Origin of the sequence: Enterococcus sp. SMC-9 (assembly GCF_021011285.1) — a bacterium.
Taxonomy (GTDB): Bacteria; Bacillota; Bacilli; order Lactobacillales; family Enterococcaceae; genus Enterococcus_C; species Enterococcus_C montenegrensis.
Map to the genome: position 1 here is coordinate 35,403 of NZ_JAILYE010000008.1, position 12,479 is coordinate 47,881.

Genomic DNA, 12,479 nt, shown 5'->3' on the forward strand with positions numbered 1-12,479 from the left:
CTCCTTTCTCTCTTTTTTATCCACCTATCCTTAATTTTTTTCTTTCTTCATCATTCAACTTCACGAGAATAATGCGATATTTTTTAAAGAATTCAGTTAACCCAATTGTGTGCTGCTCTGTATGATGGCACCGGCATAACGCCATAAATCTAAAATCAGAATGGTTAATTTTTTTCCTGTTTCTACCCATACCGACTGCATCTACATGCGCAATATCTGCTTGTTCCATACAAATGCAGCAACGACGATATTTTAAGCATTGATAAAACCATGAATTTTCATCTAATAAATAGTTGTATACTTTAGGAAGTGGCACGTTATTTGAAAGAACAAACTCGATTAGAAATTCAATCCATTTTTTTGCATCGGATTTTGTTGCTTTCCGATGTTTAAAGTAAATGCCAACTCTTCTAAAATACTCTATCTTTAATGCTGATTTTGTAAGTGTTGGGTCTGATTCTCCTTGCCAATTGGCAACGTCAGCTATTAATGCATGCGATAAAGCATTTTGCTTAGCTGATATACCTCTATTATCAAGTGGCATAACTTCTAAAAAGTTTTCTTCACCATTCGCAATTAATTGGAGATATTCTTTATTGAAGGCTTCTTCAAGCTCTATTGTTATTTTTCTGCCATCCGAAGACAGCAATTTCCCCATCATTGCACCGGCACCACTTCAATACCATTTTCGATAAGATAATTATTCAACGCACTCAATTGGTTTTGCGTACCTGTTAGCTGCAACGTAACGGTCATTGTTGGACTATCATCAAAATAAACATTTTGCGACTTCTCTGGCTCTGGTTCATTACCAATTATTATCTCGCCAGTTTCTGGGTCGACCAGTCCGTTATCAGTTTCTAAGGCTTGCTCTCGTTGCATTTTTTCCATAGCAGCTTCATACTCTGCCTTCTTTTGTTGCGCTTCCAATTCGGCTTGTTCCTTTAGACGTTTATCTTCCACCGCTTGTTTAATCTTTTCACGAATATCTGCTACGGACCATCCTTGGTCAATCAAACCTGACCATGCATATGGATCTAATCCAGCGATTTCAGCATAATCTGTAATAGTTGCTTTATCAGCAGCTATCTGACTTCTTTGCATTGCAACAATCTTCATCTTGTCATGAATTTCATCAAGAATTTTCCCTTTAACTTCACCTTTTGTGGTGAACGATGATTTATTTAACCATGTCGTACTAATTTCGATGGTGTCAGGTTCAATGTTTAATGGTTCAGCAATTTTTACCATCTCATTTTTTACTTTTTCTAGTCGAACTGCTTTTTCCGATTCGTCAAAAAGTTTGATACCTGAATTGATGTCATCAGATACTACTTTGATACGTTCAACATAACGCTTCATTTTTTCTTCAAAGATATTCAAAGGCTGCGAATAATCAGCTTTAATTTCTTTTCTACGGTCATCAATCAATTTGGCAATTTTATTTAAATCGGCTTTGGCTTGTTTTGCCTCTGCGACATTTTCTTCATCAAATTTAAAAACTTGATTGTTGTAATGGTCAGTCGTTTGTTCAATTAAACGATCCAATAGTTCTTCGTTTTCAATTGTGATTTTTGAAGGTGTGTAACTCACCTCAAATTGCATATCTTGCAATGCTAATGGATTTTCTGTCATTGTTTTTGCCCCCATGGAATTGAATTTATATTTTCTTGTTTTGGTTGCGTTACGTTTTGAAGGCGCTTGGCATAAGCCTTTTTCCATTTTTGTAAAATTTGTAAAGCTACACCAAAATCAGTTTCCGTCATTTTGTTAATCGTCTTAGTAAATCCAGATTCAGCTTTTAATTGACCTAAAACTTGAGCCGGATTAGAATTAGACATTGTTGCTACAGTGTGAATTAAATCTTCTAATGTTTTTATTTGTTCTTCATCAATAGTTTTAGGTGGCTGTAACGGCTTCTTTCCTTCGGTTTCTGGGTCATCTCCTGTCGGAATTAGAAACAGAGAAGTCAATGCGTATTTAAGTGCGCCAGTTTTAGCTTTGTACACTGCTTTATCACCAGCATCTTGCCCATCACCAAATCCAGTAAATTTTATTGTCTCCCCTGCGTCACCATCAAATATCGTATATTCGATTTCAAGGGTAACTAATTGCTGTGTACCTTTTTGTGTCTTGATTTCTGTTACAGATCGCGATTTTTCATCAGATAACATAAAAAGATTCTGTGCAACTAGTAAAGGTCGAACAACATCTTTAATATCACTTTCCAAAGCGTAGTCATAATTATGGAAATCGTTATGCCCATTTTTGGGAATTCTTTCAATTTCATTTGTAATTTCTGCTAACTTTTGTATTAGATTTTTCGTGACGCTATTTTTACTTACTTCGTTTTTGACATCATCCATGCTATAATCTCCTTATAGGTATTTTTGTTTGCGACTTTCTACTTGCCGGTTGAAGTCGCTTTTTTCATGCGCTCGATATTCTGACGCGTTTTAATCGTTAAATAGTTTGCTCGCCACCATCTGTCTGCGATAATTTTCCCGATTTTTAATGCTTCTGCTCTATTCATTAAAATCACCTTCAAAAAGTTTTTGCTGACGATTCAATTGTTTTATTTCTAGTCTCAATTCTGTTGAAGGTAACCATAAATCAATAAATTCAATCGCATCATCAAATTTTAGACGTGGCAATTCTCCATAACGGGGAACCATAAAATGACGTTTAAATTCAGACCAGAATCTAGAAAATACTTTTTTCCCAATTCTTGAATAAGCAGCAGATTCCTTACCACCTAAAACATCAACAACTTTTAACTTTCCTTTTTGATTTATTTCATATTCTTGTTGACCACTAATACGCATCGTATCTTTTAACATCGATACATCCGTTTTAACTTCTTTCATTTCTTCTAATTGATAGATCATCATATCTTCGATTGTCGTTGGTACAGTTGAACGACGAATAACTTGTTCCATCTCGTTAAAAGCATCGATGTATTTCAGTTTGAACGAATCGGCTTTCTTTCCAGTAAAACCCACTGCGATAAACGTCCAACCGTCACGATTCATGAAATACATTTTTTGTTCTCTCCCTCGAGAATCCTTATAAGAACCTAGCGCAAACATCTTTTTGTAATGAGCTGAATTTTCAGCCGATTGAATTTTGGATTCAATGACCTGAATTACATTTTTATGCTCTTTCTCAAAACTTTCTGCCAAGTTCAGACTTGTTGTGACCGCTTGACGATCCTTCATGATTACTAAATCCATCTAATTACTCCTTTCTAATAAATCCCTTTTTCTACATCGCTAATGTGCATACGATAGCCAATCAAAGCTGATACAATTATGACAGCAACCGCTGAAATCACTATTAGCGTGATACTTAAATTAATACTTCCCATCCAAGCGAAAAGCGCTGTAACCGTCGATACGATGACAGTGAACAGCATTAGCATTGAACATTTGTGTTTTGACATTTTTTCACCCTACTTCTAGTTTTTATTTCTCTTAAATTTGTTTTTGTCTCTCCATGTTAGAAATTCATCGAATAATTGGACATTAATAATTGATAATCCATAAGTTGGTAATCTATAACCTTCTTTAAATTCATCATGCTCTTTAAATTCTTTGAGCAATTTTTGAAATAAGGGTTTGTGATTTTGATAGCCAAAGTAAACAATCGCTTCGTCTTTTGCCATCCACGCTTGTTCTAACTCAACTGTTCTAGCTAAGGTAATCTGTGCCATAGTTTAAACCTCCTGTTTTTCATCAAACTTAATATCAAGAAGCTTTTCAATTTGCTTCAATCGTTCTTTCGGTTTTCGATTTTCCTTCAAAATATCAGCTAGATAACTCATTGTGATATTCATCTGACGGGCCAGTTCACGTTGACTCCAGCCTTTTTTAATAAGGGCGATTTTCACTTCATCTTTTAAAGACACCTTTTTCACCTACTTTCTATTCCTTGATAGAGAATGTTTTGGTATAATCTACCCGTAGTTCAAACTACTGAAAGGGGCTGATGTTTTTGGAAGCCTTTTTGAACTCAGCTGCGTCTCGATAATTTGGTTATCTCCATTGGTCATTACTTTCGTGACCCGCAGATGTCTAGCATCTATAAAATAGTTATGTGACTGATGGGTTAAATGATGGGTACTCTCGCAAATATCAGATAAAATGTCAGATCACTAGATTGTAGAGATTGGAAATTATTTCAACAGCAGTGCTGGACGTGATACCAGTGAAGTGTTGAAGACAGGTCGACAACTGTCTGTAGACTTTAAAAATTTCACAACCTGTTACGGTGTCGAACGTAGCAGGTTTTTTTATTTGAATAACTGGTTCATATCCAACTCGCTAAATTCTTCCTTAATCCGTTTCAGCAGTTCAAAACTAGGTTTAACAAAACCATTCTCAAGCTTCACATAATGCGAATATGAGACTTGAAGCTTCTCAGCCATTTCTGACTGTCTAAGTTTTTTTGATTTTCTGAACTCTTTCAGTGCAGAGTTCATTGTCATCACCTCCAATAGATTATTTACGCATATTATTTACATTTTTCCATTGACTATTACTGTATATATGCTATTATGTAAGCATAAGAAATACAGCACACAATAAACATAGCTTACTGAGTGTCTTGGCGGACTGTTTAGTTAATGCTTGTGCTTTTTGTATGCCGTAAATAACTTGCTTACAAAAAGAGTATAACTGAATATAATCTATTTGTAAATAGATTGATTGAAGTTTTTTCTATTTTGTATGCATCTTTAGAAAGGATGCTATCTTTATGCTATTAGATCGTATAAAAATATTGCTGAATGAGCGCTCTATGACTCTAGCTGAATTAGAAAGAAAAATGAATTTCAGTAATGGTAGTATGTCGAGATGGAATAAAACTATTCCTTCGGTTGAAAAAGTACAAAAAGTCGCCGACTACTTCGACGTCTCTACCGATTATCTTTTAGGACGAACCGAAAATAAATATGCTGGTCTTTCAGACGAACAACGTAAAATGACTATTGAAGAAGCTTTAAAATCCGCTATGGGTAAAGATGGAAAAGAAATTGCTAAAGAAGATATTCCTGTGCTCGAAAGAATTATCGAGGCGTTTTTAGACGGAAAATAGTTGGTGGTGATTTATTTGGACAATTTAATAAAAAAGATTATTGAAATATTACAAGTAACAGTAGTTTATGATAACGAACTTACAAAAAATGCTTATTGTTTTCCAAATTTAAATTTAATAGTAATCAACTCATGCAATCCTGAATGGGAACAACAAAAAGATTTACTGCATGAGTTGGGGCATCTCGCCAAACAACGTAATAACTATAAATTATACAACCTTGCCTATTCTCTTCGTTCTCAAATGGAAAACGAAGCTGAAGAATTCATGATTGAAAAAATGCTAGAAGCAAAACTAAATGATCCAGACTTCGAACCTAGTTCTTTTAATTACATAAACTTTTTAGAGAGTTACGAAATTGAAACAAGGTACGAGCCTGTGGTAAAAGAGTTTATGACGAAATATCTCGTTGGCCTTAAAGCTGACAATATATTTTTTTAACACAAAAACGAACATACGTTTGTTAAAAGGAGGAAAAATAATGACTTATCAAGAATTTAAAGACTGGTTAGAAAAAAACGCACGAGGATATGAGCTGTTTTATAACAAGGCTTTAGAGTTGCAGTATGCGCGAAATAAAAAACGTACCGGAAAAACAAAAAAATGGACTGACTTAAAAATGGAACGTGCTGCGGAGAGTATGTGGAATGACGTTGCGAAAAATGCCTATGAAAAAATCAAAGCTGAAAAAAGCGTTCCAAAATATAATGGGTACCAAATTTGGTTAGACTTTTTAAATGAAATTCAGTTTTTGGAAAACTTCGATGACAGCATGGGCGAGCTAGAGTTTGAGTAGGAGGTGATTGTTAATGTGGGTTGAGCAATTGTCAAACGGGAAATTCAAGTACAACGAACGCTATAAAGATCCTTATACAGAAAAATATAGACGAGTATCGATTACTTTAAATTCAAAATCCAATCAAGCAAAGAAACAAGCTTCAATGGAATTGCAGGAAAAAATCAGCAAAATGGTTAACTCTCCTAAAAAATCTAGTATCACTTTTTTAGATGCGCTTAACAAATTTGTACCAAATTACAAAAAAAGAGTGAAAGATTCTTCTTTCGTATCTTATAAATCATCAGAAAAGGCAATTATAAAAACGGTTGGTTCTGACACGTTGATAAAAAATATAGATAATCAATATTTAAAAAAGCGATTGGAAGATATGTATTATTCTCAAAAATATTCATTCAATTACGTGAAGAAAGTTAAGGCATTTATTTTTATGATTTTAAATCATGCTAAGGAAGACGGTTATGAAATTAATCTTTTGCCTTTTAAACTCAATTTAACATTACGCCAAACAAAAAAACCTGAAAAATACCTCGAAAAAGAGGAGTTACGTGCCATAATTAAACAATTAAACTCATATGCAAAAAATACCAGAAAAGCAGATATGGTAGAATTCATGGCTTTAACTGGATTAAGATATGGTGAATTGATTGCTTTGCGTGAAGAAGATTTGTACGAAGGCTATATTAAAGTAACTGGTACAATTGATTTTAGAAGTGGTCATTACTCAGATGTAATTAGGACTACTCCTAAAACCTTATCCGCTAATCGAAATATTACTTTGTCAAATAGAGCAATTGAAATATTATTTAAGGTTCTTCAAGAAAACAGGCTTCTCAAAAGCACTAAAAAATATGGTGATCTAGGGTATATTTTTACAAATGGTAAAGGACTTCCAATCGATTATCGGACATTTGCCCCAACGCTAAAAAGCGCCGCTGCTAAGGCTGGTATTGATAAGCCCGTAACGTCTCACTATTTACGCCATACTCATATATCCTTTTTAGCAGAATTAAATGTCCCAATAAAAATTGTAATGGAACGCGTTGGCCACACTGATGCGTCAACTACTTTGCAAGTGTATACTCATGTAACAAACAAAATGAAAGATTCGCTCTTAGAAAAACTCGATACTATAGAATACTAATTTTTTTTAACTAAATTTGCCCCTTTTGTGCCCTTTTTAAATATCAAGCAAATAAAAAACCGCCACATATACTGATATGTAGCGGTTAATTCCTGTTTTTAATACAACTCTAAATATTGTTCTCTTTCCCATTCAGAAACGGTTTGACGGAACGATGCCCATTCCAAACGTTTTGCTTCCACAAAATTTTGGTAGATATGATTCCCTAAAGCATCAACCATTACTTCATCTTTGCGTAGCGCTTTAATCGCATTGTGTAATGTTGAAGGTAAATCTTTAATTTGCGCTTCTTCTCTTTCTGTTTCATTCATGACATAAATATTGCGATCAACTGCTGGTGGCGGTGTCAATTCACGACGAATACCGTCAAGACCGGCTTCTAATAATACTGCCATTGCTAAATATGGATTAGCTGACGGATCAACTGAACGTAACTCCAAACGTGTTGATAGACCACGAGATTCTGGCACACGAATTAACGGTGAACGATTGCGACCAGACCAAGCTACGTAAACCGGAGCTTCATAGCCGGGAACAAGGCGTTTGTATGAATTGACGATTGGATTGCAGACAGCTGTATAGGCCCGGGCATGTTCAATTAATCCGCCTAAGAAATGATATGCAGTTTGGCTCAAGCCCATTTCTCCTGCTTCATCATAAAAAGCATTTTCTTTGCCTTTAAATAAGGACATATTACAGTGCATCCCTGAACCATTAATCCCAAATAATGGTTTTGGCATGAAGGTCGCGTGTAGACCGTGTTTGCGGGCAATTGTTTTTACTACTAATTTAAAGGTTTGGATATTATCACAGGCATCGACAACGTCGGCATATTTAAAGTCGATTTCATGTTGTCCAGGAGCCACTTCATGGTGAGATGCTTCCACTTCAAAGCCTAGACTTTCTAATTCCAACACAATATCCCGGCGGCAATTTTCACCTAAGTCTGTCGGGGCAAAATCAAAATAACCACCAGCATCATTTAACTCCGTTGTAATTTCACCATCTTCATCTAGTTTGAATAAGAAGAATTCTGGCTCTGGCCCTAAATTAAACGAAGTGAAACCTAATTGTCTCATGTTTTCCATAGCGCGCTTCAAGTTACCACGGGGATCGCCAGCAAACGGTGTACCATCAGGATTATAAATATCACAAATCAAACGTGCGACTTTACCATGTTCACTTTCCCAAGGGAAGATCATCCAAGTAGATAAATCTGGATACAAATACATATCGCTTTCTTCGATGCGGACAAAACCTTCAATCGAAGAACCATCAAACATCATTTTGTTATCCAAAACTTTTTCCAATTGACTTACTGGAACTTCAACATTTTTGATTGTTCCCATAATGTCTGTGAACATTAGACGTAAGAAACGAACATTTTCTTCTTCGACAATACGTTTGATATCTGTTGCTGTGTAATTTACGCGAGGCATATAATCCCACCCTTAATTAGTTTTTTTATTTTCAAACAACGCCTACATTCGTGGACCCTGCTTAAATGGATTTTGTTGTGTTAAACCACCTTGGCTTAGTAGTTCATCATAAAAAATTTGTCGAACATCTTGGTCAGTCAGCGGTTTTTTATTTTTTGCAATTTTTTCCTGCTGCTTTTGCATTTCATAGGCATGTTTGATCCCTGCCATATTTAAACCTTCAGACAAGTAATCCTTGATTTCAAGTAAAATATCAATATCATTCAAAGAATACATACGACGATTGCCTTCACTTCTTTCGGGATGAATTAAATCTTGCTCTTCGTAATAACGAATTTGTCGCGCAGTAAGATCTGTTAGCTTCATCACCGTCCCAATCGGAAAAACTGACATTGATCGGCGCAACTCTTTTTCTCGCATGAAACTACTCCTTTCCGGTTGGTTTTTTAACTTGGGATAACTATACCAATCACATTTTTGAAAGTCAAGGCTATATGTTAGCTTTTCTGACATAAATAATAAAAAATTTTCTGACAAATAAAAAGAACCTTGAATTAACAAGGTTCAGTTGAAATTAAAAAAACTAAAATTATTTTTTATTTTGATGAAAAACAGCATTTACTGCGTTAGCGACTGCAATTTTAACATGTTCATAAGTTAGACCACCTTGAACGTACAATGAAAACGGTTCCCGCAAGGGACCATCTGCACTTAACTCAATACTCGCACCTTGAACAAAAGTTCCTGCTGCCATAATAATATCGTCTTCATAACCAGGCATATAAGAAGGTACCGGGGCAACAAAGGCATCTACTGGTGAAAAACGTTGAATAGCTTGTGCGAAGGTAATCATCGCATCTTTTTCTTTAAGTTCGACTAATTGAATCAAATCTGTTCTAGGATCGTCCCACTTAGGGGTTGACGCAATAGCATATTCTGCTAATAACGCTGATGTGAAAACTGCACCTTGAATAGCCTGGCTAACGACATGAGGGGCTAAGAAAAACCCTTGGAGCATATCGTATACATTGCCTAACATGGCGCCGCCTTCTGCCCCTACACCTGGTGTAGTTAAACGATAAGCACACTTTTCAATTAAATCTTTTTTCCCAACTAAGTAGCCACCCGTTTTGGCAATACCACCGCCAGGATTTTTAATCAAAGAGCCTGCCATTAAATCAGCTCCTACTTGTGTTGGTTCTAATAATTCAGCAAATTCGCCATAACAATTATCAACAAAGATAGTGACATCTGGCGCAATTGTTTTAACAAAATCACACATTTCCTTAATTTTTGCAATGGTAAATGAAGGTCTGGCAGCATAGCCACGGGAACGCTGAATAGCAACCACTTTGGTTTTTTGATTAATTTTTGCTTTTACAGCATCAAAGTCGACTTCCCCTGAGTCTGCCAAATCAGCTTGACGGTATGAAATGTCATACTCTTTCATTGAACCAATTCCATTTCCGGCTAAACCGATTACCTCAAGCAAGGTATCATAAGGTGTCCCCGTAATATAAAGTAGTTCATCCCCAGGACGTAACACCCCAAATAAAGCCGTAGCAATTGCGTGGGTTCCCGAAACAATTTGTGGGCGCACTAATGCTGCCTGTGTACCAAACGTTTCTGCATAAACGGCTTCTAAAGCATCCCGTCCCATATCATCATTTCCATATCCTGTTGAAGGTAAAAAATGCGTTTCTGAAATATGCTGATTTGAAAATGCGCGTAAAACTTTATTTTGATTGCTCAAAGCAATTTGCCGTAACTCTTCTTGTCGTGGCGCAATTTTTTGCTCGACTCGCTCAATTGCGGCTACCAAAGACGGATCAAATTCATCTGTCCAATTCATCTTCCATTCTCCTTATCACACTGGCTTCAGGTAATGCAAAACCTTTGACCAAGTATTTTTCTGATTCTGGCAAAAACTCTTCGTGCACCAGTAACGTTTCACTTTTCAGTTGTGCCAGTAATTTCCCTTCATTTTGTTTTAAATAAACATTGTAAGGTTCTAAGTTTTCCATCAGTTGCAAGCGCACAGCCGAAGTCAATTCAGCTTTACTGCGGCTACTCTTAGCTGAAATTAATACGTTGGGAAATAGGGTTGGCACAAATTGTGCTTTATCAATTTTGTCAGCCTTATTGTAGACCGTTAAAATCGGGGTTTTATCAAAATCCAATTCTTTCATCAGCTCTAAAACCGTCTGCTCTTGTTGGGTACGATCAGGTGAACTGGCATCAACAACATGCAACAACAAGTCCATATCGCGACTTTCCTCTAACGTAGAGTGAAAAGCATCAATCAACTGCGTTGGTAAATCTTGAATAAAACCGACCGTATCCGTTAACGTAACCTCAAAACCTTCCGGCAATTTCCAGCGTTTTGTCAAAGGATCTAATGTTGCAAAAAGTTCATCTTGTTCATAAGTTTTTGCTTCTGTTAATACATTCATAATCGTGGACTTGCCAGCGTTGGTATAACCAATTAAACCAATTTGAAAGCGATTGTTTTTTCTTCTTTGACGCGTACGTTCCCGATGAGCCGCTACGTCTTTTAATTCTCGCTTAATCGCTGTTATCTTATTACGAATATGGCGTCGATCTGTTTCTAACTTGGTTTCACCAGGCCCTCTTGTACCAATCCCTCCACCTAAGCGAGATAAATATTTACCTTGGCCCACTAAACGGGGCAACAAATATTCTAATTGCGCTAATTCTACTTGCAGTTTTCCCGCCTTAGACCGTGCCCGCAAAGCAAAAATATCTAAAATTAACTGCACGCGGTCAATAACTGGCACTGCCACAAAATCGGCAATAGTTTGGCTTTGACGTGGTGTCAGTTCATGGTTGAAAATTACCAAATCTGCTTCATAACTTTCGACTAAATTTTTTAATTCCGTCAATTTTCCTTTTCCGATAATTGTTTGACGATCCACTTGGGGCCTTTTTTGAATTAACGAAAAACAAACTTCTCCTTTAGCCGTTTTGGTCAAACCTTTTAATTCTTGCATAGATTCACCAAAATTTTTCCAAGTCTCTTCGGTTTCTACCCCGACTAAAATAACTTTTTCTTGTTCCATGCTACTCCTCCAACCACGCTTGTATTTTCTGCTGCAAAGCTTCAATTGCTTCAGGTTGCGTAATCAAATCGACCCAAGTTGTCACTTCCATTCGGTTACGAAACCACGTTAATTGTCGTTTTGCGTAACGTCTTGAATCTAATTTAATTGCCTCTTTCACCTCATCAAGACTAATTTCACCTTTAAAATAAGGGAAAAATTCGCGGTAACCAATCCCTTTTGCCGCTTGGACATCTTCATAATCTTCTAAAAGGGTTGCTTCTTTTGCTAACCCAGCAGCAAACATCAACTCTACCCGCTGATTAATACGCTCATAAAGCACCTCTCGCTCTGTGGTTAAAGCGATTAAAAAATCATCGTAAAGCTTTTGCGGTTCATCTTTAGGTTTTGTAATGCTATGACCGGTTAAATCAAAGACTTCTAATGCACGGATGACTTTTCGCTCATTATTAAAATGAATTTTTTCAGCGGCTAGTGGATCTTTTTTTAAAAGCAGCTGCCACAAAGCCACTCTCCCCTCTTTTTGGGCGTAAGCTTGATATTTTTGTCGCAAATGCTCCCCTTGTTGCCCGAAATCTTCTGACGCGCCTAATTTATAATCATAAAGTAGTGCCTGGATATAAAGACCTGTTCCGCCAACAACAATTGGCAGTTTACCTTTGGCTGAGATTGCCGCAATTTTTGCTCGCGCTTGTTTTTGAAAATCAGCAGCTGAATACGCTGCCGTAAAATCACAAATATCAATCAGGTGATGGGGAATGTCCGCGGCTTCTTTTTTGGTTACTTTGGCTGTCCCAATATCCAATTGACGATAAACTTGTAATGAATCCCCGCTAATAATCTCACCATTGAATTTTTGGGCTAGCTTAATACTTAGTGCTGTTTTTCCCACACCAGTTGGCCCTGCAATCACTAATACTTTCATT

The 12,479-nt window shown here is 36.5% G+C and carries 18 protein-coding genes; 4 read left to right on the forward strand and 14 right to left on the reverse strand.

Annotated elements, in window-relative coordinates; all coding sequences use genetic code 11:
* Positions 1 to 16: 16 nt before the first annotated feature.
* From K4422_RS12570 to K4422_RS12605, 9 genes are all read right to left on the reverse strand, one after another.
* Positions 17 to 661: a putative HNHc nuclease gene (locus tag K4422_RS12570; RefSeq protein WP_230711345.1), complete on the reverse strand. Its 645-nt coding sequence runs from the start codon at positions 659 to 661 to the stop codon at positions 17 to 19.
* Positions 658 to 1,635: a DUF1351 domain-containing protein gene (locus K4422_RS12575; protein WP_230711346.1), complete on the reverse strand. Its 978-nt coding sequence runs from the start codon at positions 1,633 to 1,635 to the stop codon at positions 658 to 660. Before K4422_RS12575 ends, K4422_RS12570 begins: the two co-directional genes overlap by 4 nt.
* Positions 1,632 to 2,366 (reverse strand): ERF family protein, encoded by a 735-nt coding sequence (locus K4422_RS12580; RefSeq protein ID WP_230711347.1) that lies wholly within the window; start codon positions 2,364 to 2,366, stop codon positions 1,632 to 1,634. Before K4422_RS12580 ends, K4422_RS12575 begins: the two co-directional genes overlap by 4 nt.
* A gap of 38 nt (positions 2,367 to 2,404) precedes the next feature.
* On the reverse strand, positions 2,405 to 2,533 hold the full coding sequence (locus K4422_RS13595; protein ID WP_268991046.1) for a hypothetical protein: 129 nt from the start codon (positions 2,531 to 2,533) through the stop codon (positions 2,405 to 2,407).
* Positions 2,526 to 3,233 (reverse strand): Rha family transcriptional regulator, encoded by a 708-nt coding sequence (locus tag K4422_RS12585; RefSeq protein ID WP_230711348.1) that lies wholly within the window; start codon positions 3,231 to 3,233, stop codon positions 2,526 to 2,528. The genes K4422_RS13595 and K4422_RS12585 overlap by 8 nt, the downstream gene beginning before the upstream one ends.
* Positions 3,234 to 3,247: 14 nt before the next feature.
* Entirely contained in the window at positions 3,248 to 3,442 is a 195-nt protein-coding gene (locus tag K4422_RS12590; RefSeq protein ID WP_230711349.1) for a hypothetical protein, read from the reverse strand.
* A gap of 15 nt (positions 3,443 to 3,457) precedes the next feature.
* Positions 3,458 to 3,712: a hypothetical protein gene (locus K4422_RS12595; RefSeq protein ID WP_230711350.1), complete on the reverse strand. Its 255-nt coding sequence runs from the start codon at positions 3,710 to 3,712 to the stop codon at positions 3,458 to 3,460.
* A 3-nt stretch (positions 3,713 to 3,715) separates the two neighbouring features.
* On the reverse strand, positions 3,716 to 3,907 hold the full coding sequence (locus K4422_RS12600) for a helix-turn-helix domain-containing protein (RefSeq protein ID WP_230711351.1): 192 nt from the start codon (positions 3,905 to 3,907) through the stop codon (positions 3,716 to 3,718).
* 384 nt (positions 3,908 to 4,291) lie between these two features.
* The gene (locus K4422_RS12605) at positions 4,292 to 4,480 is read right to left on the reverse strand and encodes a helix-turn-helix domain-containing protein (protein WP_230711352.1); all 189 of its coding nucleotides are present in this window, start codon (positions 4,478 to 4,480) and stop codon (positions 4,292 to 4,294) included.
* A 275-nt stretch (positions 4,481 to 4,755) separates the two neighbouring features.
* On the opposite strand from K4422_RS12605, the gene K4422_RS12610 reads away from it, so the two are divergent.
* From K4422_RS12610 to K4422_RS12625, 4 genes are read left to right on the forward strand one after another with little or no spacing between them, the layout of a single operon-like run.
* Entirely contained in the window at positions 4,756 to 5,094 is a 339-nt protein-coding gene (locus K4422_RS12610; RefSeq protein WP_230711353.1) for a helix-turn-helix domain-containing protein, read from the forward strand.
* A 6-nt stretch (positions 5,095 to 5,100) separates the two neighbouring features.
* Entirely contained in the window at positions 5,101 to 5,535 is a 435-nt protein-coding gene (locus K4422_RS12615) for an ImmA/IrrE family metallo-endopeptidase (RefSeq protein WP_230711354.1), read from the forward strand.
* 40 nt (positions 5,536 to 5,575) lie between these two features.
* Positions 5,576 to 5,890 (forward strand): hypothetical protein, encoded by a 315-nt coding sequence (locus K4422_RS12620; protein WP_230711355.1) that lies wholly within the window; start codon positions 5,576 to 5,578, stop codon positions 5,888 to 5,890.
* Between the two features lie 13 nt (positions 5,891 to 5,903).
* Positions 5,904 to 7,034, forward strand: a complete 1,131-nt coding sequence (locus K4422_RS12625; RefSeq protein ID WP_230711356.1) for a tyrosine-type recombinase/integrase — start codon at positions 5,904 to 5,906, stop codon at positions 7,032 to 7,034.
* A gap of 98 nt (positions 7,035 to 7,132) precedes the next feature.
* On the opposite strand, the gene glnA is transcribed toward K4422_RS12625, so the two are convergent.
* From glnA to miaA, 5 genes are all read right to left on the reverse strand, one after another.
* The gene (gene glnA, locus K4422_RS12630; RefSeq protein ID WP_206904245.1) at positions 7,133 to 8,473 is read right to left on the reverse strand and encodes a type I glutamate--ammonia ligase; all 1,341 of its coding nucleotides are present in this window, start codon (positions 8,471 to 8,473) and stop codon (positions 7,133 to 7,135) included.
* 42 nt (positions 8,474 to 8,515) lie between these two features.
* On the reverse strand, positions 8,516 to 8,893 hold the full coding sequence (locus K4422_RS12635; RefSeq protein WP_016172695.1) for a MerR family transcriptional regulator: 378 nt from the start codon (positions 8,891 to 8,893) through the stop codon (positions 8,516 to 8,518).
* A 169-nt stretch (positions 8,894 to 9,062) separates the two neighbouring features.
* Positions 9,063 to 10,325 (reverse strand): methionine gamma-lyase family protein, encoded by a 1,263-nt coding sequence (locus K4422_RS12640; RefSeq protein WP_230711357.1) that lies wholly within the window; start codon positions 10,323 to 10,325, stop codon positions 9,063 to 9,065.
* Positions 10,309 to 11,553, reverse strand: coding sequence for a GTPase HflX (gene hflX, locus K4422_RS12645; protein ID WP_230711362.1), 1,245 nt, complete (start codon positions 11,551 to 11,553; stop codon positions 10,309 to 10,311). Before hflX ends, K4422_RS12640 begins: the two co-directional genes overlap by 17 nt.
* Before the next feature lies 1 nt (position 11,554).
* On the reverse strand, positions 11,555 to 12,478 hold the full coding sequence (miaA, locus tag K4422_RS12650; protein ID WP_206904259.1) for a tRNA (adenosine(37)-N6)-dimethylallyltransferase MiaA: 924 nt from the start codon (positions 12,476 to 12,478) through the stop codon (positions 11,555 to 11,557).
* Position 12,479 lies beyond the last annotated feature (1 nt).

Excerpts from the sequence above, each read along its gene's own strand:
- K4422_RS12570 (WP_230711345.1), bottom strand. The coding sequence starts at position 661 with ATGATGGGGAAATTGCTGTCTTCGGATGGCAGAAAAATAACAATAGAG.
- K4422_RS12575 (WP_230711346.1), bottom strand. The coding sequence starts at position 1,635 with ATGACAGAAAATCCATTAGCATTGCAAGATATGCAATTTGAGGTGAGT.
- K4422_RS12580 (WP_230711347.1), bottom strand. The coding sequence starts at position 2,366 with ATGGATGATGTCAAAAACGAAGTAAGTAAAAATAGCGTCACGAAAAAT.
- K4422_RS13595 (WP_268991046.1), bottom strand. The coding sequence starts at position 2,533 with ATGAATAGAGCAGAAGCATTAAAAATCGGGAAAATTATCGCAGACAGA.
- K4422_RS12585 (WP_230711348.1), bottom strand. The coding sequence starts at position 3,233 with ATGGATTTAGTAATCATGAAGGATCGTCAAGCGGTCACAACAAGTCTG.
- K4422_RS12590 (WP_230711349.1), bottom strand. The coding sequence starts at position 3,442 with ATGTCAAAACACAAATGTTCAATGCTAATGCTGTTCACTGTCATCGTA.
- K4422_RS12595 (WP_230711350.1), bottom strand. The coding sequence starts at position 3,712 with ATGGCACAGATTACCTTAGCTAGAACAGTTGAGTTAGAACAAGCGTGG.
- K4422_RS12605 (WP_230711352.1), bottom strand. The coding sequence starts at position 4,480 with ATGAACTCTGCACTGAAAGAGTTCAGAAAATCAAAAAAACTTAGACAG.
- K4422_RS12610 (WP_230711353.1), top strand. The coding sequence starts at position 4,756 with ATGCTATTAGATCGTATAAAAATATTGCTGAATGAGCGCTCTATGACT.
- K4422_RS12620 (WP_230711355.1), top strand. The coding sequence starts at position 5,576 with ATGACTTATCAAGAATTTAAAGACTGGTTAGAAAAAAACGCACGAGGA.
- K4422_RS12625 (WP_230711356.1), top strand. The coding sequence starts at position 5,904 with ATGTGGGTTGAGCAATTGTCAAACGGGAAATTCAAGTACAACGAACGC.
- glnA (WP_206904245.1), bottom strand. The coding sequence starts at position 8,473 with ATGCCTCGCGTAAATTACACAGCAACAGATATCAAACGTATTGTCGAA.
- K4422_RS12635 (WP_016172695.1), bottom strand. The coding sequence starts at position 8,893 with ATGCGAGAAAAAGAGTTGCGCCGATCAATGTCAGTTTTTCCGATTGGG.
- K4422_RS12640 (WP_230711357.1), bottom strand. The coding sequence starts at position 10,325 with ATGAATTGGACAGATGAATTTGATCCGTCTTTGGTAGCCGCAATTGAG.
- hflX (WP_230711362.1), bottom strand. The coding sequence starts at position 11,553 with ATGGAACAAGAAAAAGTTATTTTAGTCGGGGTAGAAACCGAAGAGACT.
- miaA (WP_206904259.1), bottom strand. The coding sequence starts at position 12,478 with ATGAAAGTATTAGTGATTGCAGGGCCAACTGGTGTGGGAAAAACAGCA.